This window comes from Hyphomicrobium sp. 99, assembly GCF_000384335.2.
GTDB lineage: Bacteria > Pseudomonadota > Alphaproteobacteria > Rhizobiales > Hyphomicrobiaceae > Hyphomicrobium_B.
In genome coordinates this window covers 1,890,490-1,912,575 of the sequence record NZ_KQ031382.1, presented here as the reverse complement: position 1 = coordinate 1,912,575, position 22,086 = coordinate 1,890,490, and the positions used below count along the sequence as shown (strand labels likewise).

Here is a 22,086-nt window from a genome sequence, read left to right as displayed (position 1 = left end):
CGTCTTCGTTGTTCGTTATTCGGCCGCCGGCGGCAGCTGTGCCTGAGGTGCTTCCTCTTCCGGCTCGACTTCGGCTTCGATCAGCGGAGGCGCCTCGCTGTTGACGAGCTCGACGTTCAAGCCGAGAGCGCGCATTTCCTTGACGAGCACGTTGAAGCTTTCCGGAACGCCGGCCTCGAATGCGTCGTCACCCCTGACGATCGCCTCGTAAACCTTCGTTCGGCCCGCGACGTCGTCCGATTTGACCGTGAGCATTTCCTGCAGCGTGTACGCAGCACCGTAAGCTTCGAGAGCCCAGACTTCCATTTCGCCGAAGCGCTGGCCACCGAACTGCGCCTTACCGCCCAGCGGCTGCTGGGTGACGAGCGAGTAGGGACCGATCGAACGGGCGTGGATCTTGTCGTCGACAAGGTGGTGCAGCTTCAGGACGTACTTGTAGCCAACCGTGACCTTACGATCGAAAGGCTCGCCCGTGCGTCCGTCGAACAGCGTCGACTGGCCCGAGGTATCGAAGCCCGCGAGCTGCAACATCTCGACGATGTCTTTTTCGCGCGCGCCGTCGAACACCGGCGTTGCAATCGGAACCCCCGTCTTGAGGTTTTCCGCGATGCCGAGAAGCTCTTCGTCCTTCATCGACGGCTTGATCTCGTCCGCGCCGTAAACGCGCGTCATCTGATCACGCAACGCCTTCGCCTGCCCACTCTCGTGGAACTGGTGGATAGCGTCGTCGATCAGGCGACCGAGACCACGGCACGCCCAGCCAAGATGCGTTTCGAGAATCTGTCCGACGTTCATGCGCGAAGGCACGCCGAGCGGGTTCAGAACGACGTCGACCGGCGTGCCGTCCTCGAGGAACGGCATGTCTTCCGACGGGACGATCATCGACACGACGCCCTTGTTGCCGTGACGGCCGGCCATCTTATCGCCCGGCTGGATCTTGCGCTTCACGGCGACGAAGACCTTGACCATCTTCATGACGCCTGGCGGCAGTTCGTCACCACGCTGAAGCTTGTCGACCTTGTCGGCAAAGCGAAGGCCCAAGCCCTTCTTGGCGTCTTCGTACTGCTTCTGGATCGCCTCGACTTCGGCCTGTGCCTTCTCGTTCGCGAGACCGATTTCCCACCACTGGCTGCGGGGGATATCGTCGAGGATCGCGGTGTCGATCACCGTGCCCTTGCGAGCGTTCTTCGGACCCTTGGCGACTTCCTTGCCCATCAGCGCGTCTTTGAGGCGCGCATAGACGTTACGGTCGAGGATCTGCAATTCGTCGTCGCGGTCCTTCGCGAGACGCTCGATCTCCTCACGCTCGATCGCCATCGCACGCTCGTCTTTCTCGACGCCGTGACGATTGAAGACGCGGACTTCGACGATCGTTCCGGAGACGCCCGGCGGCAGACGGAGCGAGGTGTCGCGCACGTCGGACGCCTTCTCGCCGAAGATGGCGCGAAGCAGCTTCTCTTCCGGCGTCATCGGGCTTTCGCCCTTCGGCGTGATCTTGCCGACGAGGATGTCGCCCGGGTGGACTTCGGCGCCGATGTAGACGATGCCGGCTTCGTCGAGGTTCTTCAGCGCTTCTTCCGAAACGTTCGGAATATCACGCGTGATTTCCTCAGGCCCGAGCTTCGTGTCTCGCGCCATGACTTCGAATTCCTCGATGTGGATCGAGGTGAACACGTCCTCAGAGACGACGCGTTCGTTCATCAAAATCGAGTCTTCGAAGTTGTAGCCCATCCACGGCATGAACGCGACGAGCACGTTCTTGCCGAGCGCCAGCTCGCCGAGCTCGGTCGACGGACCGTCAGCGATGATGTCGCCTGCCCTCACGTGGTCGCCGACGTTGATCAGCGGACGCTGGTTGATACAGGTGTTCTGGTTCGAGCGCTGGAACTTGCGAAGACGATAGATGTCGACGCCCGGCTTCGAAGGATCCTGCTCTTCCGTCGCGCGGATAACGATACGGGTTGCATCGACCTGATCAACGATGCCCGTCCGGCGTGCCGCGATCGCGGCGCCCGAATCCTGCGCCACACGCTCTTCCATGCCGGTTCCGACCAACGGCGCTTCCGCCTTGATCAGAGGAACGGCCTGACGCTGCATGTTCGAGCCCATCAGAGCGCGGTTGGCGTCGTCGTTCTCGAGGAACGGGATGAGCGCGGCCGCGACCGATACGAGCTGCTTGGGCGACACGTCGATGTAGTCGACCTTGTCCGTCGGGACGAGCATCACGTCGCCGTTGTGGCGAACCGTGACGAGATCTTCCGTCAGCTTGCCTTTGGAATCGATCTCGGCGTTCGCCTGCGCCACGTGGTGACGCATTTCTTCCATGGCTGAAAGATACGCGACCTCGTCCGTTACGCGGCCGTTGACGACCTTGCGATACGGGCTCTCGATGAAGCCATACTTGTTTACGCGCGCGAACGTCGCGAGCGAGTTGATCAGACCGATGTTCGGACCTTCCGGCGTTTCAATCGGGCAGATACGGCCATAGTGCGTCGGATGCACGTCGCGGACTTCGAAGCCTGCGCGCTCACGCGTCAAACCGCCCGGTCCAAGTGCCGAAAGACGGCGCTTGTGGGTGATCTCGGAGAGTGGGTTCGTCTGGTCCATGAACTGCGAGAGCTGCGAAGATCCGAAGAACTCGCGCACCGCAGCCGCTGCCGGCTTGGCGTTGATCAAGTCCTGCGGCATCACCGTGTCGATATCGACGGACGACATACGCTCCTTGATGGCGCGCTCCATCCGCAGCAGGCCGACGCGATACTGGTTTTCCATCAGCTCGCCGACGGAACGTACGCGGCGGTTGCCGAGATGGTCGATGTCGTCGATTTCGCCCTTGCCGTCGCGCAGATCGACAAGCGTCTTCACGACCGCGAGGATGTCTTCCTTGCGGAGCACGCGCATCGTATCGGGCGCATCGAGTTCAAGACGCATGTTCATCTTCACGCGGCCGACGGCCGAGAGATCGAAACGCTCGGGATCGAAGAACAGGCCTTGGAACAGCGCGGTCGCGGCTTCGATGGTCGGCGGCTCGCCCGGGCGCATGACCCGGTAGATGTCCATCAGCGCTTCCTGCTGATTGGCGTTCTTGTCGATGTTCAGCGTGTTGCGGATGAACGCGCCGGTGTTGACGTAGTCGATGTCGAGGATGTGGAATTCCTTGACCTTCTGCTCCTTGAGCTCGGCCAGCAGGTTTTCATCCAGCTCGTCGCCGGCTTCTGCGAAGATCTTACCGGTCTCGAGATCGACGATATCTTCGGCGATGAAGCGGCCGGCGAGATCCTCGGCGGAGATCAAGATTTCCTTGACGCCGCTCTCGGCGATCTCGCGCGAACGCCGCGCGGTGATCTTCTCGGTGGCGCGCGCAATGACTTCACCCGTCTTGGCGTCAGCGATATCCGACTGCGGAGTTACGCCGCGGAACTTCTCCGCCAGGAACGGCATCTTCCAGCCGCGCTTCGATTCCTTGATCGGGATGTGCCTGTAGAAGTGCGCCAGGATTTCCTCGTCATCGAGGCCGAGCGCATACAGCATCGTCGTCACCGGCAACTTGCGGCGACGGTCGATACGAACATAAACGTTGTCCTTCGCGTCGAACTCGAAATCGAGCCAGGAACCGCGATAGGGAATGATGCGAGCCGCGAACAACAGCTTGCCGGACGAGTGCGTCTTGCCGCGATCGTGGTCGAAGAAAACGCCCGGCGAGCGGTGCATCTGCGAGACGATAACGCGCTCGGTGCCGTTGATGATGAACGTGCCGTTCAAGGTCATCAGGGGCATGTCGCCCATGTAGACGTCCTGCTCCTTGACGTCCTTGATCGACTTCGAACCCGTCTCTTCGTTCACGTCGAATACGATCAAACGCAGCTTGACCTTGAGCGGCGCTGCGTATGTCATATCGCGCTGCATGCACTCATCGGTATCGAATTTCGGCGGTTCGAACTCGTAGCTGACGAATTCCAGCGTCGACTTTCCGGCGAAATCCGAGATCGGAAATACGCTGCGGAAAACCGACTGAAGGCCGAAGTCGTCCGACCTTCCGCCCGGCGGCTCTTTGACCATCAGGAAGTCATCATAAGATGCTTTCTGAACCTCGATGAGGTTCGGCATCTTCGCGACTTCTCCGAGATGTCCAAATTGCTTCCGGAGGCGTTTACGGCTGGTGAGGGTTTGAGCCATGTCGGTCCCTTCGTGCTCTCGTTTGCGGGGCAGACCCGCGATCCAAATGCGACGCGCTCAGGGTCCCTGGAGAACTGGGACCTCTTGAAACGGTTCACCGGAAGGTCCGTTTTGAGGCTCGTGCGAACCCCGGACCCTCCGGAAAACCGTTTTGTTTGCGCATTGAAGCTCCACGTCTGGAGCCGGCCGCAATGCGCGGTATGTACGTGTCACCCGACGGCCGGGTGGGAAGCAGGCATCGGCACCGGCCAGGATGGTCCCAGCCGGTGCCGAAGATCGATTACTTCACTTCGACGACTGCGCCCTGATCCTCAAGCTGCTTCTTGAGCTTCTGGGCTTCGTCCTTCGAGACGCCTTCCTTCACAGTCTTGCCACCGGCCTCGACGAGGTCTTTGGCTTCCTTCAGGCCGAGGCCCGTGATGGCGCGAACTTCCTTGATGACGTTGATCTTCTTGTCGCCGCCAGACTTCAGGATGACGGTGAACTCCGTCTGCTCTTCTGCCGGTGCAGCGGCTGCGCCAGCTGCAGGTGCGGCAACTGCGACAGCTGCTGCTGCCGACACGCCCCACTTCTCTTCCAGAGCCTTGGCAAGCTCAGCGGCTTCGAGCACGGTCAGGCTCGAAAGGTCATCAACAATTTTTTCGATCTTAGACATATATAGTGTCCTTACGGTTTGAACCTAGAGGTTGAATTGCAGCACCCCCTTTTGGGCCGTACTGCATGTGGTTTTCGAGGACTCAAAGAGCCCACAACTCGTCTTCGGCTAGGCAGCTGCCTCTTCCTTCGACGCCTTCGCCTGGATGACGCGTGCGAGCTTGGCACCGGGCTCCTTGACGGTCCGGGCGATTTTCGTCGCCGGAGCATTCAAGAGACCGATGATCTTCGCGCGCAGTTCATCAAGCGACGGCAGATCGGCAAGAGCTTGCACGCCTTTCGCGTCAAGGATCGTTTTGCCCATCGCGCCGCCGAGGATCACGAGCTTGTCGTTACCCTTGGCATAAGCGACGGTCGCCTTCGCCGCTGCGATCGGATCCTTCGAGAAGGCCAGAACGGTCGGCCCCTTCAAAAGATCTGAAAGCTTTTCGGCGTCGGTGTCCTTGAGCGCGAGCTGTGCCAGCTTGTTCTTGGCTACCTTCACAGAGCCGCCAGCGTCTTTGACGCGCCTGCGGAACTCTGCGGATTGAGCAGCCACCATGCCGGTGTTGTGGGCGACCACAACCACGCCAGTGCTCTTCAGCTCTGTGTGGAGATGATCAATGAGCTCACGTTTCGCGGCTCTATCCACGTCTCGTCTCCTTGCTGCGAAGCTTCATTTACGAAGCCCCGCGGGTTGCACCTTTGCCGCCGTCTCCAATTAGGATCGGGCGACTCTAGTCTGTCCTCGTTCCCGTGGACCGCGAGTGGTGAGCGGCACGGTGCTGACCCAGAAGGTTCAAACCGAACTGGAGGCTCTCGCCTCAAATCCGATCCACTTCTGTCTCATGTAGGCTCTCTCGAGAGAGAGACTTAGGCTTTCCGGCGAACCGGACCGCACCCACAATCTCGGACAGTGCTGAACCGAAGCGCGAAGCCCCGGTTCAGGGTTTTCCGGGTTGCCCCGGAATTCTTCAAAACTTAGACGACTGGCCCCGATGCGACGGTCGCCGTATCGAGCTTCACGCCCGGACCCATCGTCGAGGACAGCGAAACCTTCTTCAGGTACGTGCCCTTCGAGCCCGTCGGCTTGGCCTTGATGACCGCATCGACGAAAGCCTTGATGTTCTGGACGAGCGCTTCCTCGGTGAAGCTTGCCTTGCCGACGCCAGCGTGAACGATGCCAGCCTTCTCGACGCGGAACTCAACCGAGCCGCCCTTCGCACCCTTGACGGCGCCCGTGACGTCCATCGTCACAGTGCCGACACGCGGGTTCGGCATCAGACCGCGCGGGCCCAACACTTTACCGAGACGACCGACGAGGCCCATCATGTCCGGCGTCGCAATGCAGCGATCGAAGTTGATCGTGCCCTTCGAGACGATTTCGACGAGGTCTTCGGCGCCGACAACGTCAGCTCCCGCAGCCTTCGCCTCTTCAGCCTTGGCGCCACGCGCGAAGACAGCAACGCGAGCCGTACGGCCCGAGCCGTTCGGCAGGTTGCAGACGCCACGCACCATCTGGTCGGCGTGCTTGGGATCGACGCCGAGGTTGACTGCAACCTCGATCGTCTCATCGAACTTCGCCTTGGCGCGCTGCTTGATGAGCTTTACAGCCTCGTCGACACCGTAAGCCTTGCCAGCCGAAATGCCCTGCTTGATGGCTTCCATGCGCTTGCCACCGGCATCGCGCGTTTCCTTGATCTTTTCAGCGCTGATTTGAGCTTTTGCCATTGGACTACTCCACCACCTTGAGACCCATCGAACGCGCACTACCCGCAAGCGTGCGGGCGGCGGCGTCGAGATCGTCGGTGTTCATGTCCTTGAGCTTGCCCTTGGCAATCTCTTTCAGCTGATCGATCGTCACCTGACCGGCAACGATACGGCCCGGCTCTTTCGAGCCCTGACCGCCCTTACCCGTGGGACGAAGGCCAGCGGCCTTCTTGATGAGATACGTCGCCGGAGGCTGGCGCATCTCGAACGTGAAGGAACGATCCGAGTAGACCGTGATCTTCACGGGAATCGGTGTACCCTGCTCAAGGTCCTTCGTTTTCGCATTGAAGGACTTGCAGAATTCCATGATATTGACGCCGCGCTGACCAAGCGCGGGACCGATCGGAGGCGACGGATTGGCCGCCCCAGCCGGTACTTGAAGATTGATAAAGCCGTCTATTTTCTTCGCCATAGTTCCCCTTCAGCGTTAGAGCCCGCGCCGGATGACCGGGCTCAGGGTTAGCGGTCAAACGGACCGGCCTCCATTTCGGACGACCTGCCCTCCCGCACATCGCCGCTCCGGAATTCAAATCCCGATGCGGTCTCCGGCGGCACTGCGCCGGAACTTGCTCATGCCTGCATCACCGAAGCGGCGACGTCAGGCAGGTACCTTTTCAACCTGCGTGAATTCGAGTTCGACAGGCGTCGGACGCCCAAAGATCGAAACCGCGACCTTGACGCGCGAACGCTCCTCGTCGACCTCCTCGACGATACCGGTGAACGAGGCAAACGGGCCGTCAGCCACCTTGACGTTCTCGCCGATCTCGAAGGTGATCGTCGGCTTCGGCCGCTCAACACCCTCCTTGACCTGATTCAAGATGCGCATCGCCTCGGCTTCAGGGATCGGCATCGGCTTGTTGTCCGCGCCGAGGAAGCCCGTGACCTTGGGCGTGTTCTTGATCATGACGAACGCGGCGTCGGTCATCTTCATTTTGACGAGGACGTAGCCCGGCAGAAACTTCCGCTCGGTCGGAATCTTCCGGCCGCGCTTGATTTCAACGACTTCCTCGGTCGGCACGACGATCTCTTCGAAGAGATTATCGAGACCGCCCGCCTTGGCCCGCTCGCGGATAGCGTCAGCGACCTTGCGTTCGAAATTCGTATATGCGTGCACGATGTACCAGCGCGTACCGGCAACCGTTGCTTTATCTTCGCGTTCTTGCGCGACAACCATTCTCAAAGGCCCTCTGGCGCGTCAGTAAAATCGAGTATTCGAGCCGATTTTCAGGTGCCCACCCCTAAGACGAAACGCACTATATGGCTCAACGCCTGATCAACGAGCAAAAAGAAAACAGAGGCGAGCGCGACCATGATGAGCACCATCAAAGTCGTGATCCACACCTCTTTCCAAGTCGGCCAGGTCACCTTGGCGACTTCCTGCCGAACTTCCTTCATAAAGGTTATGGGATTCAACTTCGCCATCAAACTGCTTTCCGTGCGCATAAGCGACAACATGCCGCACCGGCCTCGGTATGCTTACCGGGTCGGTCGGCAGATCAAACCGTCATGAGGCTGGCAGGGGCGGAGGGTCTCGAACCCCCGACCTTCGGTTTTGGAGACCGACGCTCTACCAATTGAGCTACACCCCTAAACCCGATACGAGCGAAAACCCGATCGTCGAGCAGCCTCTTTCGGGGCGTGCACCCTTAACCGATGTTTGAGAGCTTGTCAGCCCCGCTCGCGCCTTTTTTCTTATTCGACCTGCGATAGATGGCATCGGAGAGCTTCGGCAGCCCCTTCCCTCCCCCTGGGAGGTGGGCCGCCAACCTTTGGCGCGGCGATATGAACGCCTCATCCGGTTTCGGATGAAGCGTCCAAATGCCGGCGATCAGACGTTTTCGAGGTCAGCGGCCCGACCAGGGTCCCGGCGGTGCCGTCGAGGCCGAGCTTCCGTCCGTCACCGGCTCAATGATGACGGCCGAGCCGTAGGCCAAGACCTCTGTCACCGCGGCGGCGATCTCGTTGGCGTCGTAGCGCATCGCGATGACGGCGTTGGCGCCCATGCTTTGCGCGTGCTCGACGAGGAGATCGAAGGCTTCCTGGCGCGTATGCTCGGCAAGCCGCGTATAAACGGAGATGTTGCCGCCGAAGAAGATCTGGATCGCGGCGCCGATATTGCCGACGACGCTGCGTGACCGAACCGTCAGCCCGCGCACCAGTCCCAGATGGCGAACAACCCGAAACCCTGGAATGTCGTTCGTTGTAACGACCAGCATGGCACTCCCCTTTTCATCCCAGCCGGCATCGCGCCGGCCCCTTCCCGATTCGCCGCAGGCTAACGCGAGATGCGTTTCGATACGAGCGACCTGACGGGTTTGGCCAGAAAGCCATCGAGGCACGCTCAGGCGCTCGTCTGGAGTGCCGCGGAAAGGATTTCACGGCAGCGAGCGATCGTAGCGGCGATTTCGCTGACGGGCACCGGCTTGCTGAAATAGAAGCCCTGAACCTCCTCGCAACCGGCATTCATAACCATCGCCAACTGATCGGCCGTCTCGACGCCTTCGGCGATCGTCGTCATGTGCAAGCGTTTTGCGAGCTCGGCGATCGATTGCACGATTGCTGCGGCGTCGCGCTCATTTCGCGTGCCGAAATCTCGCACGAAAGACCGCTCGATCTTGAGCTTGTCGAAGGGGAAACTCCGCAAGTAGCTCAGCGAGCCGTAGGCAGTTCCGAAATCGTCGAGCAGGATTTTGATGCCGAGAGACCGGAGACGATGCAGGAGCTCATGCGTCTTTGGATGATCCCGAAGCAACACGGATTCCGTGATTTCGAGTTCGAGACGGTCGCAAGCGAGACCCGATTGCGCGATCGCATCCGTGACCGCAACATAAAGGTCGCCGCGCTCGAATTGCACCGACGAGAGATTGACCGCAACTTTGATATCGGCGGGCCATGAAGCCGCGTCCTTACACGCTTGGCCCAGTGCCCATTTGCCGATTTCGACGATCCACCCGCACTGTTCGGCAAAGGGAATAAAATCGCCGGGCGGAATGAGGCCATGCTCCGGATGACGCCAGCGTAGCAGAGCTTCGAAACTACTGACGCGTTTTGCGGTGACATCGACGACCGGCTGATAGTGCAGTTCGAACTGCTTCTTCTTCACGGCGACCTTCATGTCGGCGTCTAGTCTCTTTGCTTTCCCCGGAGCGTAATCGCCGTGCGGATCGAAAAACTCGTACCGGCCCCTTCCCGATGTCTTGGCGCGATGGAGAGCGAGATCGGCATTCTTCAGGATCTCATTGGGATCGGTGCCATGTTCGGGGGCAAGTGCGATGCTCAAGCTTGCGGTGACATACAGCTTGCGGCCGAGCAGTCTCTGCTCGGATGCAATGGCCGCCAGCAACCGCTGTGCCAAGCGCTCGAGCTGCTCGCGCGTGGTCGGACCAAACCTAATCAGTGCAAATTCATCGCCTCCGAGCCGCGCGAGAACATCGGATTTGCGGACGATTTTCAACATGCGCATTGCAACGCTTTTCAGCAAAGCGTCGCCGACCGGTTGGCCGAACGTATCGTTGACGCTCTTGAAGTCGTCGAGGTCGATCCAGAGGACCGCGAGATTGCTGCCTCTCGCAAGTGCGCTTTGAAGCTCTTCGCAAAAATGGACGCGATTATAAAGTTCAGTCAGCGCGTCATGGTGCGTGAGCCAAGCGATCTTTTTCTCCGCTTGGTGCTCGTCGGTAATATCCTCCAAAATGTCCACCCATCCGTCATCCGGCAAAGGCTCACTGGAAAGGCGAATGCTCCGGCCATTCTTCAGATATCTCGTTTGCGTAAATGACTTGCCTTCGGACAGCGCGGCCAGATGCTCCTTCATCCAACGCTGTTGAAGGGCGCGATCCCCTTTTGCGTCGAGACCTCGTTCCACCGACACGTGATGGCCGACGACATCGGCGAAGGAAGTGCCCGGCTTCGTCAGTGCATCGGGCAGATCCAAAATTTCGCGATAGAGGTTGTTGCAAACGACAAGGCGATGCTCCTTATCGAACATCGCCAAGCCGCGAACCATACTATACAGCGCGCTCTCAAAGAGCCCGCCTGGTTGTTCGATCGGCTTTTTTCTAGACCCATATGTCCTACGCGCAATGGGCTTGGATGAATGGCCGTCGGGCTTCATTTTTGTCTTTCGGGGAAATCGGGTCGTCGCAAATTAGTCAGTCTACAAATGAATTTAAAAATATATCGTATGTTGTCTTTGGATATGCCGAGCGGCTACTGGCTACTTCGCCAGTCATCTGAAGGCATAAGGCTTATGCTCGGGCTCGGCACCTGCTCGCCATTCGGGCGTGGCTTCTGAAATTGGTTCGCTTCGAATGAACTTGATTGCGAACTCGATGGCCGTTAACTCACGGCGATCTCTTCTGCTCCGATCAATTCAATCAAAACCGCGTGTCAATTTCACGCTAGCACTGTGCGAGACAAATTTGCGAAAATCTTCGTCCGACCAAGGCCCGAAAGCACCGTCGATCTTGGCGCACGCGGGGCCCATTTTAGCGCGTTATGACGTGATTTTCTGCGATGTATGGGGCGTTCTTCATAACGGGACGACGGCATTCGTCGGCGCCTGCCGGGCGCTCGAAAAGTTTCGTGCCGCCGGCGGCACGGTCATTCTCGTGACCAACGCGCCCGTTCCCAAGAGGCGGGTGGCCGACATGCTCGCCTCGCGACATGTTCCGACAAGCGCCTGGGACGATATCGTCTCATCCGGCGATCTTGCTCTCGATCACGTGGCGGCGCGCGGGTTTGAGGCGCTCCATTGCATAGGCCCGCAGGATCGCGATCAAGCCTTCTTCTCTGCGCTTCACACGCGCTCCGTTCCGCTGGACGAGGCGGAGGCGATCATCTGCACCGGACTCAATGACGACCGAAACGAAACGCCGGACGATTACCGGCCTCTTCTCGAGAGGGCCCTGGCGAAGCGTTTGCCGTTCGTCTGCGCAAATCCGGATCTCGTCGTCGACGTCGGAGGAACGCTTCTTTATTGCGCCGGGGCCATTGCGGACCTTTACCTCCATATGGGCGGCCCGGTGTTCTGGACAGGTAAACCTCACCTGAACACCTACGAGACGGCGCATCAAAAAGCGGAGGCGCTGCGCAACTCCAACGTCGATCGCAGCAAGGTTCTGGTCATCGGCGACGCACTACGGACGGACCTCAAAGGGGCAGAGAACTACGGCTGCGACGCGCTTTTCATTGCCTCGGGCATTCACCGGCATGAAACCATCGACGGCATAGATCTCTCGACGGCGAAGCTGTCCGACTTGTTCGGACCAGGTTCGCCGCCGGCACTCGGCGCCATGGTGGAACTCGCCTGGTAGCGTTCCCAGCGCTCTTAGTTTTCCTTCGTCAAAGGCAGGGGAGCTGGCGGCTCGGCTTTCGGGCGCTTCGGCGTCGGACCGTCCGAGAAGCTGTTGAACACAGTATCGGGCGAGGTCGTGTTGTGCTGTGATGGCACGAGCCGGCCGATCCAGACGTCGGTTGCGTGAGCGTGATCGAACTTCATGATATTGTCTTCGCGCCAGCCCTTGGCGCCCTGCTCGCGAACGGCGATGCGTGCGGTGTCGTTGTTGAACTCGGTGATGTACATCGATCTCAGCATCGCGAACGGGCCGCCGTTGATCCCTTTATCGAAGACGACGTCGATCGCTTGCTTGTTGGCGTCTACGCTCACCATGCGCACCGCTGCCGAACCGCCCTTCTCGAACGCGAGATTGAACGTGCGGGTTTGCGGCTCGTACGAAACTTCCTTGATTTTGACCAGCGGGCGGCCGTCCTGCTCGATGGGACCGACGATGAAGGACGAGCCATAGGCAGTGTTCCGCATATTCGACGGCGTCATCGGGCGGGCGCGCCAATAGCCGTCCTGAGGATAGAGAACGAGGACTTCTTCGGCCCCGTCGTCGCGCTTCATCCAGAGTTGAAGCAAGTGGAGGCCGGTCTCGACGCGATCTCCGACGCGCACCGTCGTCGTCGCGGGACGCCAGAACGTCGGATAGGAGAAGCCGACGAGCCAAAGCTTTTCGTCTTCATAAAGCGTCACTTTCTTAGGCGGGTTCGGTGCGGCGTAGCTCGGGTCCGATGCCATATCGCAGGCGGTCCAATCGGCCTCTACGTTTGCGCGCATATCGGCGGAGAGATAGACCGGATGTGCGGCTTCGATGCGAAATGCCCGGACGTTCTTATTTGTCAGCGAGATGGCGACGTTGTCCTTCTCGGCGCAGAGGACCTGCTCGCTCTGGTTCAACACGTCAACGGCAAGACCGTCCAATGATGCGGCATTAGCCGGCACGATCTCAGAAGCCAGCAGCAACAGCGCGGCGGCCAGCAGGCGAACGTAAAATGGCATTCAATACTCCGTTTCGATTCATTCGGTTTTGCCGGTCTAGCGTGGCTCGAGCACGGCATAAATGTCGCCTGAGTTCGCATCGTGCGGCAGTTTGCTGAGATAGCCAGCCATCTCCGTATCAGAGAGCCAGCGATCGAAGACCAACGTCTGTCCTTCACCAAGGGCGACATTGTAGCCATAGCCTGCCAGCGACGATAACCGGTCGAAACAGGCCATCGCCACGTCGCGGGCGATCGTCGTGAACTCGAACGAAAGCGCCTTGACCGGACGTGAGAGGCCGCGCAGCACCGCGTCTTCGTAACCTTCGACGTCGATCTTGACGAACGACGGCAATCCATAGCGTGCGATTAGCCCATCGAGTGTGACGACCTCGATCGGAATCTGTTCGTCCCAGGTTTGGCCTTCCCATCCTCTAGCGCCTTCGGCCTGGCGAACGAAGTCATGCGACAATGTCGAGACTGTCGGGTTCGTCGTATTGACGAAGAGCTGACGCGTTCCGGCTTCCGCGCCGACCGCGCGGTCGATGATCTCGACCAAAGGATCGCGGCCGTGGATGTGGCTCAGGGCAGAAAAGAGCAACGGCTGGGGCTCGATCGCGATGACGCGGGCGCCGAGCCGCCGGAACGACGACACGCGGTCGCCAACATGGGCGCCGACATCGAAGACGAGATCGCCCGGCTCGACAAAACGGCGATAGAGCGCATCCATTGCGCTTCGCGGGGCGTCGGGCCCGAGATAGATCCGGAGCGATCGGAAGACGCCCTCGAGAGACGGTGACACCATGAGGTCAGTTCCCCGCCTGCACGGCTCGTATTTCAGGCGGCGGCGTGAAGTCCTCGGGAATGCCCGCAATGCCGTGACGGCGAAAGAAGCGACCAACCGCGGGGCTCGCCGTGAAAACGACGAAGGGAACCGCGAGTACGTAGCCAGCCGTCAGCGGCAAGCTCCAAAAGACCGCGGCTGGCGAAATCAGAGCCATTGCCGCGTAGAGGGACAATCCGAAGAGAAGCTGTGGCCACAGCCATCGCAACGCGTCGGTCCACGCCACGCCTTCTCCGTCGCGGCGTTGGCCGTTCCAAACGACGGCTCTGCCGATCAAGAGGCCGGCCATGAACATTGACGTGCGTATGGTCGTCACGGCGCCGAGGATGAGCGAGAACACGATTTCGATGATCGCGCTGGATGCAAAGCTGAGCCAGCCTCCGAAGCGGCGGACTTCGCCGGGCGTCAGAATGGCATCGACGATGCCCGCGAGCTTCGGCGCAAGATGCATCACGAGAAGCAGCGCGTAAATGATCTCGACGGCAGACCAAGGAAAGTCGGCTTGGCTTTGCGCGCTCAACATTGCGAGCGGAAAGAGCGCAGCGAGTAGCGTCCAGGCGGGGACGCCAAGGAACATCAGCACCGCCCACAGCAGTTGGAAGCGGCTGACCGGCTCTATGCCCCTCATCCCGATCAGTCTCAGATATTGCATGTTGCCCTGGCACCAGCGCGCCTCGCGGCGCATGAATTCGAGGGCATCAGGAGGATTGTCTTCGTAGGAGCCCGTTTCAACGGGCAACACTCGAACCTCGTAGGCCGCCTTGCGCATCAGAACGGCTTCGACCTGATCGTGCGATAAAATCGGACCGCTTTTGATCAGACCATCCAGTGCGCAATGCTGAAGATAGGGTTCGATGCGCAGGAGCGCATTGTGACCCCAGAACGGTCCGCAGTCCCCCACCCACCAGGCTTGGCCCATCGTATACGTCCGCATGCCGAGCCGCATGCCGAACTGGAAAATGCGCGCGAACGCCGAAGAGGACGGGGTGCCGACGACGAGACTTTGGAGAATCCCGATTTGCGGGTTCATCTGCATGATGCGCACGAGATCGACGATCGCCTCTCCCGTCATCAGACTGTCAGCGTCAAGCGGCAGCATGAACTCGTAATCGGAGCCCCAGTGTCTCGCGAATTCGCGGATGTTGCCGGCTTTGAACCCTGCGTTGTCCTTCCTGCGGCGATAGATGATGCGGGTCCGATCGGAGTCGGACTTCTGCCACGCGGCGACTTCGGCTTCCTCGCGCAGGGCGATCTCATCGCGATCACTGTCGCTCAGCACGAAATAGGAGAAGCGGGCGCCTTCGGGCGTGCGGTCGAGGCTTGCCTTCACCGTCTTCAGCCGCAACAGGGCCCGGGCGGGGTCCTCGTTGCGCAAGGTCATCAAGACTGCGGTATTAACCGTCAACGGCGACTGGTCATCCGACGCTTCGTAAAAGGGCTGCTCGGCCTGAGCTTTCCCTTTTGGCCCATGAAGCTGCCATAGGCCGATGACAGCGTTCCAGAAACCAAGGACCGGCCACGGCGTGCCGAGCGCCAAGCAAATAACCATGGCGACGCCGAGCATCGTCCAGCCGCCGGTCAAGAAAATTGCACAGGCAGCGGCAATGATGAGAAGCCACGTCGCAAGATTGAGAAATAAGACGAGGCGCCGCCGCCTGGTCAGGGCGCCTCTTGCGTCCTGGCCTACGGGAGTCGTAAGGCTTGGATCCTCGACGATAATCGTTCTGTTCAGGTCCGAGACCCTCTCGTGCTCGGCACCGATCGTCATTACGGACCCATCCTTCGCAATGAGTGACCCGCAGAGCAGATTCGACTCCAGTGCCCAACCCCTAAGGCGCAGCCAGGGCCAGATCGTGGTTGCTCGCGCCCTCTGGTACGTCAAGCCTGGCGTCGCGGAAGTGCGACCTGAACGCCTCCCTCCGCCTTCACCCGGTGAAGTACGCGTCGCAACGGAATATTCCGCAATCAGTCGCGGCACCGAGCGCATGGTCGCGCTCGGCGAGATTCCCAAAAGCGAATGGCCGCGAATGCGTGCACCGTTGCAAGCCGGAGATTTCTCCTTCCCCGTCAAATACGGCTATTCCGCGACTGGGCGCGTCACTGCCGGTTCCGAGAAATATATCGGCAAGCGGATATTTGTGTTGCATCCGCACCAGGATCATTTCCACGCGCCGGAACCGCTTCTCGCGATCCTGCCGGACAATGTGCCCTCGCGCCGTGCCGTGCTGGCCGCGAATATGGAGACCGCTCTCAACGCACACTGGGACGCAGGCACGACGCTCGGCGACCGGGTGCTCGTGGTCGGGGCGGGCATTGTCGGGCTGCTGACCGCGCATCTCGCGAGCCGTATCGCGGGAACCGAGGTTGCAATCACCGACATCAATCCGGCGCGGGCAAAGTACGCGGAAAAGCTCGGGATCAGATTCGTGTCTCCGGCAGATGTACCGGCTGACAACCGGATCGTCTTTCATGCGAGCGCGACAAGCGCGGGGCTCGAGACAGCAATCAACGCGTGTGCGTTCGAGGGATGCGTGGTCGAGATGAGCTGGTATGGGACGAACCCTGTTACCGTGAACCTCGGCGGGGCGTTCCATAGCCGTCGTCTTAAGATCATCTCTTCGCAGGTTGGGCACGTGGCCCCTAGCCATCGTAACCAGCTCAAGCACAAAGACCGGATGGAACGCGCGATTGCCATGCTCGATGACGAGCGTCTAGATGTGCTCGTGGCTGATACGGTCAATTTCGAGGATCTGCCCTCCACGCTGCCGAAAATCTGGTCGTCGTCCGATCTGCCACCCATCGTCCGCTACTAATTTTACAGGCTGAAGTTCCATGTACTCCGTCGAAGTTCGCGACCGCATCATGATTGCCCATTCGCTGCCCGATCCGTTCTTCGGGCCGGCGCAGAACCTTCACGGTGCGACCTTCGTCGTCGATGTCGCCTTCTTTCGCGAGAAGCTGACAGAGCAGAACGTCGTCGTCGATATCGGCGCTGCATTGAAGGTGCTCGGCACGACGCTCCAACCGCTCGCCTATCAGAACCTCGACGTTCTTCCGCAATTCAAGGGCGTCCTCACCACGACCGAATTTCTCTGCAAGTATGTCTTCGATCGTATTGCGGAGGCGGCGAAAGCCGGTGCGCTCGGAGACGATGGAAAGACGCTTTCGCGAATTCGCGTGACGTTGTCGGAAACTGACCTCGCGCGCGCCAGCTTCGAGGGACCGATCGGTGGCTGAAGCCGTCTTCGCCATTCCTGGGGATCTAAAGGCTACGACAGGTGGCTATGCCTTTGACCGGCGCGTCATCGAGCTGTTGCCCGCATTCGGCGTTCCGGTATCCGTCCTTGGATTGCCGGACTCGTTTCCAAACCCGAACGCGAAAGACCTCGATGAAACGCGGCGCATTCTCGAAAAGCGTCACCCGGATTCGGTGCTTCTTGTCGATGGTCTCGCCTATGGTGCATTTCCCGATGGTATCCTCGGCGCACTTCGCGGCCGCGTGATCGGGCTTGTCCATCATCCGCTGTTTCTCGAAACCGGACTGCCGCACGCGCGCAAGGTGGAATTGAAGGTCAGCGAAGAGCACGCGCTTCAGCGGGCCAACCATGTCATCGTGACGAGCCGCGCCACCAAACGCATCCTGACCGAGCACATGGCGATCCCGGCCGACAAAATCACAATCGCGGAGCCCGGAACGGATCCGGCCCAGCGCGCGACCGGCACTGGCGCACCGTTGCAAATTCTGGCCGTCGGCGCCGTGATGCCGCGCAAGGGCTACGATCTTCTCGTCGAGGCGCTGGCACCGCTCAAGCATCTCGATTGGCGGTTGACGATCGCGGGCGCGCTCGACCGTCATCCGCAGGCCGTCGAAGCCGTTCAGTGTGCTATTGCCAAGCATGGCCTCGAAGATCGCGTCACGCTTGCCGGAAAGGTCGTGCCGGCGACGCTCGAACGTTTTTACGATTGTGCAGATCTCTTCGTTTCCGCGTCACTGTTTGAAGGATACGGGATGGTTCTCGCCGAAGCGATGGCTCGCGGCTTGCCGATCGTCCTCGCGGCTGGAGGCGCTGCGGCCGATACCGCAGGCGAGTCCGCCGCACTCCACGTCGAGGCCGGGAATGTCGGCGAACTCACGTCGGCGCTGCAGAAGGCACTGACCGACAAGAAGCTCCGCAACCGGCTCGCGGATGCTGCCTGGGAAGCGGGCCGCACATTACCGACTTGGCATGAGACGGCGCGGCGCATTGCAGCCGTCATATTGGGATTGCGGCCGTGAGCGATTTTTCGCCGGAATGGCTCGACCTGCGCGAAGCCGCCGATGCGCGCGCCCGCAATCAAAGTGTCGCGAGTGCCGTGGCTGCCCGCTTTGCACTTCGCAGCGAGCTCAGCGTCCTCGATCTCGGAGCCGGTACGGGCGCCAATCTTCGTGCGACGTCGGCTCTGCTGCCGGACCGGCAGACGTGGACGCTTGTCGATCACGACACGAGATTATTGGACGCGGCGAAAGCGAAACTCATTCGCTGGGCCGACCGTTACGAGGAAGATGGCGAGCGGCTGGTGCTCGATAAAGGCGGCAAGCGGATAACCGTGCTGTTCAAGGCAGCCGACCTCGCGCGCGACCTGCAAGCTCTTCTCGATGACAAGCCTCAGCTCGTTACGGCATCGGCTTTCTTCGATCTGACATCAGAAGACTACATCCGGGCGCTGGCGAAGGCCGTCGTTGCTGCGGGCGCGGCGTTCTACGCGACGCTCACCTATAACGGCTTGCAAAAGTGGACACCGCACCGGCCGGCCGACAATCAGATGACGGCGGCGTTTCAACGTCACCAGATGCGGGACAAAGGGTTCGGTCCGGCGGCTGGCCCGCTCGCGGCTTCACATCTGGTCGATCAATTCCGCATCAACGGACACGTGGTTGTCGAGGGCGAGAGTCCATGGCGGCTTGAACGCAGCGACCGCATGCTGATCGACGAACTGGTCCGCGGTCATGCCGTTGCCGTGACCGAAATCGGTGGCGTCGATGAGAAAGCCGTCGTGGGCTGGGTCAACGTCACGCGAACTGGGGCGTTCGTCGGGCATACCGACGTGTTCGCCGCGCCATCGTGAAATCGGCTGAACCTGTCAGACGGCACGCTTCGGGATCATCCGCTCGACGACCCGATCTCTACGAATGAACCGATGATAGGCGGCAGCCGCGATATGTATCGCGGCGAAAACGATGATCAGGATTGCGCCTGTCTCGTGCCACTCGAAGACTTCCTTTGCGAGGTCCTCGTTCTTTTCGGCAATTGCAGGGAGGTGGACTCCGAAGACGTCCATATAGTTGCCGTAGGAAATCGCCTTGTAACCGATAACCGGAACAGCGATCAGCAACGCATAGAGCGCCCAATGTACGAGATGGCTGATACCGGTCAGCGCGGGTGGCACGGTCGGATCGGAACGCGGCGCTCCCTGCGTGAGGCGATAAAGCAGCCGCAGGACGACAAACAGCAAAATCGTCAGTCCGATGACCTTGTGCGAGCTATAAAGAGTGTCCGTCAGCGCATCCCAGACGCCCTTGACCGGCTCGCCCTTTTCATTGACGCCCGGCATCTCGTTGCCGCGATAGGCCATGTAAAAGCCAAGGGGCAGCTGGATAAGGACAAGCAACGCGATCCACCAATGGAGGCCACGCGCGATCGGCGTGTACGTCGGGAGGTCGTACTTGGGATCCTGGGCCATGCGTTAGCCTCGCCGCTGATGCCTCAGATCACAATCGAACAGCACATCGCCGCCGTCAAGAACGTGTGCTGAAGTTTTTGGCCATATTGCCTCGTCGATGCTGCCAACCGGTATCAGCGAAAGACCGGGAATGCCCGACCCCAATATCAGCGGCGCGACGAGAATATGAATTCTGTCAATCATTCCGGCATTGATGAAATGCGAGATCGTGGTGCCGCCGCCTTCCACAAGGATTTTCTTCAGACCGCGCTTGAACAGCGCCTCCACGATATCGCCAGGTTCGATCCGCGGCGCGGAAGCTTTTATGACGAGGCCTTCGGCGCCCTTTGGCACGGCCTCGGCTTTGCTCGTCACGACGAGGCATTTGCTGTCGCCGGTGGCCAAGCAGCGGGCAGTTGCCGGAAGGCGGCCCTTCGGATCGATGATGACGCGGATCGGTTGCGGGCCGTCAACGCGCCGGACGGTCAGCTGCGGATCGTCCGCGATGATGGTTCCTATTCCGACGACGATGGCATCGACGTTCGACCTCAACCGATGCAGATGATCAAGGGCGGCGGCGCCATTGATGCCCCGCGAGTCACCGCTGGCCGTCGCAATTCGACCGTCGAGGGATTGGCCAAGCTGCGCGACGACGAACGGCCTGTCCGATGGGGCGGCGATGATCGGATCGAAAATCGATTGCAAAGAAGCTTGATTACCAATTTTGCCGGATGTCATGAGATCTCAGAATGATATAACGCGCTCAAATAAACGTGTCGCCGAATGATCGTGACTCGGGCCAATTCGGGATTTCGCTCTTCGTCTACAGGCATCGTTTCCTTCCAACTCTCATAGCACCCGATCATGAACCCGAAGCCGCTTGGCCTCATTGAAATCTACAGGCGCGCGCTCGCTCTTTTGGCGCCAGAGAAATATCTCGCGATTGGGCTCGCGGCGGCAGGCGTGGTGATAGCCATTACGCAGCTTGCCGAACCCATTCTGTTCGGACGGGTCGTGGACGCGCTGAGCAAAGGCGAGAGCGCATTCTTCTATATCGGACTTTGGGCACTCCTGGGGCTCTTCGGAATTTTTGCAGGCGTCATCGTCGGTATCAACGCGGACCGGCTGGCGCATCGCCAGAAGCTCGCGCATCTCGCCAGCATCTTCGAGAAAACGATCGCGCTCCCGCAAAGTTCACACGCCTCGCGTGGGTCGGGCGCGACCATACGGACGATCCTTTCGGGAATGAGCGCGCTGTTCTGGCTTTGGCTTGGCGTGATGCGCGAGCAACTGGCGGTCGTTTTCGGCATCATCCTGCTGGTCCCGACGGCGTTCACGATGGACCCGAGAATGGCCGCCATTCTGATGACGCTCGCCGCCGCATACACGCTGATGCATGTCATCGTGGTGAAACGCACGGCCGTTGGGCAAGCGGCCGTCGAGGAGCACGAGACCGCGCTTTCGAGCCGCGTCGTCGATGTCATCGGCAACGTGACCGTCGTGCAGAGTTATGCCCGGCTCAAGGCCGAGGCCGACGCGCTTCGCGGCCTCGCGCGCGATCTCCTTGCCGCCCAATATCCAGTGCTGACGTGGTGGGGTGTGCTGACAGTGTTGCAGCGTTCCGCCGCGACGCTCACGATGGTCATCATATTCACGGCAGGCGCGGTGCTCGCCGGACGCGGCGAGCTTACCGTCGGCGAGATCGTCAGTTTCGTCGCCTTCGCGAGCTTGCTGATTTCGAAGCTCGATGCGCTTTCGGGGTTCGCGGTGCGGATCGACCAGCAGGCTCCGACGATTACCGCGTTGTTCGCGCTGATCGACGAGGCGGGCGCGCCGGCTGACGGGCCGGGCGCCAAGCCTCTTCGCGCGGTTGATGGCGCAGTCACGTTCGATGACGTGACGTTCCGCTATGAAGGGGGCTCGCAGGGCATCAGCGACGTGTCATTCGCCGCCAAGGCCGGCGAGACGGTCGCATTCGTCGGCCCGACGGGATCGGGCAAGTCAACGACGATCGGTTTGCTGCAACGATTCTTGAAGCCGAAATCCGGGCGCATCCTGATCGACGGCCAAGATATCTCGGGCGTCACTCTGCAATCATTGAGAAGCGCAATTGCCGTCGTCTTTCAGGATGCGGGGCTCTTCAACCGATCGATCGGCGAGAACATTCGCATCGGAAAGCCGGATGCGACGGACGCCGAGGTCGAGCGCGCCAGCCGGCTCGCAGAGGCGCACGACTTCATCATGCGGAAGCCCGGCGGTTATGACTTCATGATCGGCGAACGCGGCGCGGCGCTATCGGGCGGCGAACGTCAGCGACTTGCGATTGCACGCGCCATTCTGAAGGACGCGCCCATCCTCATTCTGGACGAAGCAACAAGCGCGCTCGATTCAGAGACGGAAGCCAAGATCAAGCGGGCGCTCGATACGCTGCGCGCGGGTCGCACGACGTTCGTCATCGCGCACCGGCTCTCGACGGTCGCCGATGCCGATCAGATTTTCGTGCTCGATCAGGGGAAGATCGTCGAACACGGCCAGTTCGTCGAACTTGCGGAACGCGGCGGACTTTTCTCGCGTCTCGTCGCGGAAGGCGGTTTCACCGTTCCAAAGACAACCGAGAAACCGCGCAAGTCGACACTCTAAAG

20 protein-coding genes and 1 tRNA gene are annotated in these 22,086 nt (G+C 60.3%); 6 read left to right on the top strand and 15 right to left on the bottom strand.

The genetic code is table 11. The annotated features are described in order from the left end of the window. Positions 1 to 15: 15 nt before the first annotated feature. The 10 genes from rpoB to G359_RS09105 all read right to left on the bottom strand — a co-directional run bounded on the left by rpoB (position 16) and on the right by G359_RS09105 (position 10,585). Positions 16 to 4,176 carry a DNA-directed RNA polymerase subunit beta gene (rpoB, locus tag G359_RS09150; protein ID WP_045835871.1) on the bottom strand — a complete coding sequence of 1,387 codons (4,161 nt, stop codon included), beginning with the start codon at positions 4,174 to 4,176 and terminating at the stop codon, positions 16 to 18. Between the two features lie 280 nt (positions 4,177 to 4,456). Beyond that, a complete protein-coding gene (gene rplL, locus G359_RS09145; protein WP_045835870.1) occupies positions 4,457 to 4,831 on the bottom strand; it encodes a 50S ribosomal protein L7/L12 in 375 nt (124 codons plus the stop codon). 108 nt (positions 4,832 to 4,939) lie between these two features. After that, the gene (rplJ, locus tag G359_RS09140) at positions 4,940 to 5,461 is read right to left on the bottom strand and encodes a 50S ribosomal protein L10 (RefSeq protein ID WP_045835869.1); all 522 of its coding nucleotides are present in this window, start codon (positions 5,459 to 5,461) and stop codon (positions 4,940 to 4,942) included. 329 nt (positions 5,462 to 5,790) lie between these two features. Then, positions 5,791 to 6,540 carry a 50S ribosomal protein L1 gene (gene rplA, locus G359_RS09135; protein WP_045835868.1) on the bottom strand — a complete coding sequence of 250 codons (750 nt, stop codon included), beginning with the start codon at positions 6,538 to 6,540 and terminating at the stop codon, positions 5,791 to 5,793. A gap of 4 nt (positions 6,541 to 6,544) precedes the next feature. Next, entirely contained in the window at positions 6,545 to 6,991 is a 447-nt protein-coding gene (rplK, locus tag G359_RS09130; RefSeq protein ID WP_045835867.1) for a 50S ribosomal protein L11, read from the bottom strand. Between the two features lie 186 nt (positions 6,992 to 7,177). Next, the gene (gene nusG, locus G359_RS09125) at positions 7,178 to 7,753 is read right to left on the bottom strand and encodes a transcription termination/antitermination protein NusG (RefSeq protein WP_045835866.1); all 576 of its coding nucleotides are present in this window, start codon (positions 7,751 to 7,753) and stop codon (positions 7,178 to 7,180) included. A gap of 50 nt (positions 7,754 to 7,803) precedes the next feature. Next, positions 7,804 to 8,001: a preprotein translocase subunit SecE gene (secE, locus tag G359_RS09120; protein ID WP_045837840.1), complete on the bottom strand. Its 198-nt coding sequence runs from the start codon at positions 7,999 to 8,001 to the stop codon at positions 7,804 to 7,806. A gap of 91 nt (positions 8,002 to 8,092) precedes the next feature. Beyond that, positions 8,093 to 8,168 (bottom strand) — tRNA-Trp (locus tag G359_RS09115). A 255-nt stretch (positions 8,169 to 8,423) separates the two neighbouring features. Further along, positions 8,424 to 8,795 (bottom strand): YbjQ family protein, encoded by a 372-nt coding sequence (locus tag G359_RS09110; RefSeq protein WP_045837839.1) that lies wholly within the window; start codon positions 8,793 to 8,795, stop codon positions 8,424 to 8,426. Positions 8,796 to 8,920: 125 nt separating this feature from the next. Then, positions 8,921 to 10,585: a putative bifunctional diguanylate cyclase/phosphodiesterase gene (locus G359_RS09105; RefSeq protein WP_052699277.1), complete on the bottom strand. Its 1,665-nt coding sequence runs from the start codon at positions 10,583 to 10,585 to the stop codon at positions 8,921 to 8,923. 415 nt (positions 10,586 to 11,000) lie between these two features. On the opposite strand from G359_RS09105, the gene G359_RS09100 reads away from it, so the two are divergent. Beyond that, entirely contained in the window at positions 11,001 to 11,894 is an 894-nt protein-coding gene (locus G359_RS09100; RefSeq protein WP_052699276.1) for a TIGR01459 family HAD-type hydrolase, read from the top strand. A 14-nt stretch (positions 11,895 to 11,908) separates the two neighbouring features. On the opposite strand, the gene G359_RS09095 is transcribed toward G359_RS09100, so the two are convergent. The 3 genes from G359_RS09095 to mdoH are packed head-to-tail and all read right to left on the bottom strand — an operon-like array spanning position 11,909 to position 15,512. Next, positions 11,909 to 12,922 carry a hypothetical protein gene (locus G359_RS09095; RefSeq protein WP_045835865.1) on the bottom strand — a complete coding sequence of 338 codons (1,014 nt, stop codon included), beginning with the start codon at positions 12,920 to 12,922 and terminating at the stop codon, positions 11,909 to 11,911. Positions 12,923 to 12,958: 36 nt separating this feature from the next. After that, entirely contained in the window at positions 12,959 to 13,705 is a 747-nt protein-coding gene (locus G359_RS09090; RefSeq protein WP_045835864.1) for an FkbM family methyltransferase, read from the bottom strand. Between the two features lie 4 nt (positions 13,706 to 13,709). Continuing rightward, a complete protein-coding gene (gene mdoH / locus G359_RS09085; RefSeq protein ID WP_045835863.1) occupies positions 13,710 to 15,512 on the bottom strand; it encodes a glucans biosynthesis glucosyltransferase MdoH in 1,803 nt (600 codons plus the stop codon). Positions 15,513 to 15,597: 85 nt separating this feature from the next. Here mdoH and G359_RS09080 point away from each other — a divergent pair, with 85 nt between their 5' ends. The 4 genes from G359_RS09080 to G359_RS09065 are packed head-to-tail and all read left to right on the top strand — an operon-like array spanning position 15,598 to position 18,850. Continuing rightward, positions 15,598 to 16,557 (top strand): zinc-dependent alcohol dehydrogenase, encoded by a 960-nt coding sequence (locus G359_RS09080; RefSeq protein WP_045835862.1) that lies wholly within the window; start codon positions 15,598 to 15,600, stop codon positions 16,555 to 16,557. Positions 16,558 to 16,576: 19 nt separating this feature from the next. Continuing rightward, a complete protein-coding gene (locus G359_RS09075; RefSeq protein ID WP_045835861.1) occupies positions 16,577 to 16,981 on the top strand; it encodes a 6-pyruvoyl trahydropterin synthase family protein in 405 nt (134 codons plus the stop codon). Further along, positions 16,974 to 18,020, top strand: coding sequence for a glycosyltransferase family 4 protein (locus G359_RS09070; RefSeq protein ID WP_045835860.1), 1,047 nt, complete (start codon positions 16,974 to 16,976; stop codon positions 18,018 to 18,020). The genes G359_RS09075 and G359_RS09070 overlap by 8 nt, the downstream gene beginning before the upstream one ends. Further along, entirely contained in the window at positions 18,017 to 18,850 is an 834-nt protein-coding gene (locus G359_RS09065; RefSeq protein ID WP_045835859.1) for a class I SAM-dependent methyltransferase, read from the top strand. Before G359_RS09070 ends, G359_RS09065 begins: the two co-directional genes overlap by 4 nt. Before the next feature lie 15 nt (positions 18,851 to 18,865). On the opposite strand, the gene G359_RS09060 is transcribed toward G359_RS09065, so the two are convergent. Continuing rightward, the gene (locus G359_RS09060) at positions 18,866 to 19,465 is read right to left on the bottom strand and encodes a cytochrome b (protein ID WP_045835858.1); all 600 of its coding nucleotides are present in this window, start codon (positions 19,463 to 19,465) and stop codon (positions 18,866 to 18,868) included. 3 nt (positions 19,466 to 19,468) lie between these two features. Continuing rightward, complete coding sequence (locus G359_RS09055) at positions 19,469 to 20,182, bottom strand: RibD family protein (protein ID WP_045835857.1); 714 nt, start codon at positions 20,180 to 20,182, stop codon at positions 19,469 to 19,471. A gap of 126 nt (positions 20,183 to 20,308) precedes the next feature. Here G359_RS09055 and G359_RS09050 point away from each other — a divergent pair, with 126 nt between their 5' ends. Beyond that, positions 20,309 to 22,084, top strand: coding sequence for a glucan ABC transporter ATP-binding protein/ permease (locus tag G359_RS09050; protein WP_045835856.1), 1,776 nt, complete (start codon positions 20,309 to 20,311; stop codon positions 22,082 to 22,084). Positions 22,085 to 22,086 lie beyond the last annotated feature (2 nt).

Excerpts from the sequence above, each read along its gene's own strand:
- G359_RS09110 (WP_045837839.1), bottom strand. The coding sequence starts at position 8,795 with ATGCTGGTCGTTACAACGAACGACATTCCAGGGTTTCGGGTTGTTCGC.
- G359_RS09055 (WP_045835857.1), bottom strand. The coding sequence starts at position 20,182 with ATGACATCCGGCAAAATTGGTAATCAAGCTTCTTTGCAATCGATTTTC.
- rplL (WP_045835870.1), bottom strand. The coding sequence starts at position 4,831 with ATGTCTAAGATCGAAAAAATTGTTGATGACCTTTCGAGCCTGACCGTG.
- G359_RS09105 (WP_052699277.1), bottom strand. The coding sequence starts at position 10,585 with ATGGTTCGCGGCTTGGCGATGTTCGATAAGGAGCATCGCCTTGTCGTT.
- G359_RS09075 (WP_045835861.1), top strand. The coding sequence starts at position 16,577 with ATGTACTCCGTCGAAGTTCGCGACCGCATCATGATTGCCCATTCGCTG.
- G359_RS09060 (WP_045835858.1), bottom strand. The coding sequence starts at position 19,465 with ATGGCCCAGGATCCCAAGTACGACCTCCCGACGTACACGCCGATCGCG.
- G359_RS09090 (WP_045835864.1), bottom strand. The coding sequence starts at position 13,705 with ATGGTGTCACCGTCTCTCGAGGGCGTCTTCCGATCGCTCCGGATCTAT.
- G359_RS09050 (WP_045835856.1), top strand. The coding sequence starts at position 20,309 with ATGAACCCGAAGCCGCTTGGCCTCATTGAAATCTACAGGCGCGCGCTC.
- rplA (WP_045835868.1), bottom strand. The coding sequence starts at position 6,540 with ATGGCAAAAGCTCAAATCAGCGCTGAAAAGATCAAGGAAACGCGCGAT.
- rpoB (WP_045835871.1), bottom strand. The coding sequence starts at position 4,176 with ATGGCTCAAACCCTCACCAGCCGTAAACGCCTCCGGAAGCAATTTGGA.
- nusG (WP_045835866.1), bottom strand. The coding sequence starts at position 7,753 with ATGGTTGTCGCGCAAGAACGCGAAGATAAAGCAACGGTTGCCGGTACG.
- G359_RS09095 (WP_045835865.1), bottom strand. The coding sequence starts at position 12,922 with ATGCCATTTTACGTTCGCCTGCTGGCCGCCGCGCTGTTGCTGCTGGCT.
- secE (WP_045837840.1), bottom strand. The coding sequence starts at position 8,001 with ATGGCGAAGTTGAATCCCATAACCTTTATGAAGGAAGTTCGGCAGGAA.
- rplK (WP_045835867.1), bottom strand. The coding sequence starts at position 6,991 with ATGGCGAAGAAAATAGACGGCTTTATCAATCTTCAAGTACCGGCTGGG.
- mdoH (WP_045835863.1), bottom strand. The coding sequence starts at position 15,512 with ATGACGATCGGTGCCGAGCACGAGAGGGTCTCGGACCTGAACAGAACG.